Consider the following 476-nt stretch of genomic DNA (forward strand, 5'->3'; position numbering starts at 1 on the left):
AGCAGCAGCGATGGCGGGATCACCTGGACGGCGACCTTCACCCCGACCAGCGCCATTACCGACGCCACCAACCTGATCACCCTGGACAACACCGGCGTGCAGAACGGTTCCGGCAACGTCGGCGCGGGCACCACYGAYTCSAACAACTACGCCATCGACACCSMGCGKCCRACGGCGACCATCGTGGTGACGGACACCGCGCTGGGGATCGGCCAGACTTCGTTGGTGACCATCACCTTCAGTGAAGCGGTGACCGGTTTTACCAACGCCGACCTGACGATCGACAACGGTACGYTGAGYGCGGTGAGCAGCAGCGATGGCGGCGTGACCTGGACCGCCACCCTGACGCCGGTGAACGGCGTCACCCACAGCGGCAACGTGATCACCCTGGACAACACCGGGATTGCCGACCTGGCCGGMAACGCCGGTACCGCGACCACCGATTCCAATACTTACGCTATCGATAGTCAGCGCCC

Annotated in this window: 1 protein-coding gene; it reads left to right on the top strand. The window is 64.4% G+C overall.

The window, feature by feature from the left end:
• The coding region (locus AC1DIH_RS28180; protein ID WP_477774095.1) for an Ig-like domain-containing protein at positions 1–476 on the top strand (476 nt) is incomplete at both ends.

The organism is Pseudomonas sp. 05N36, from assembly GCF_056397385.1.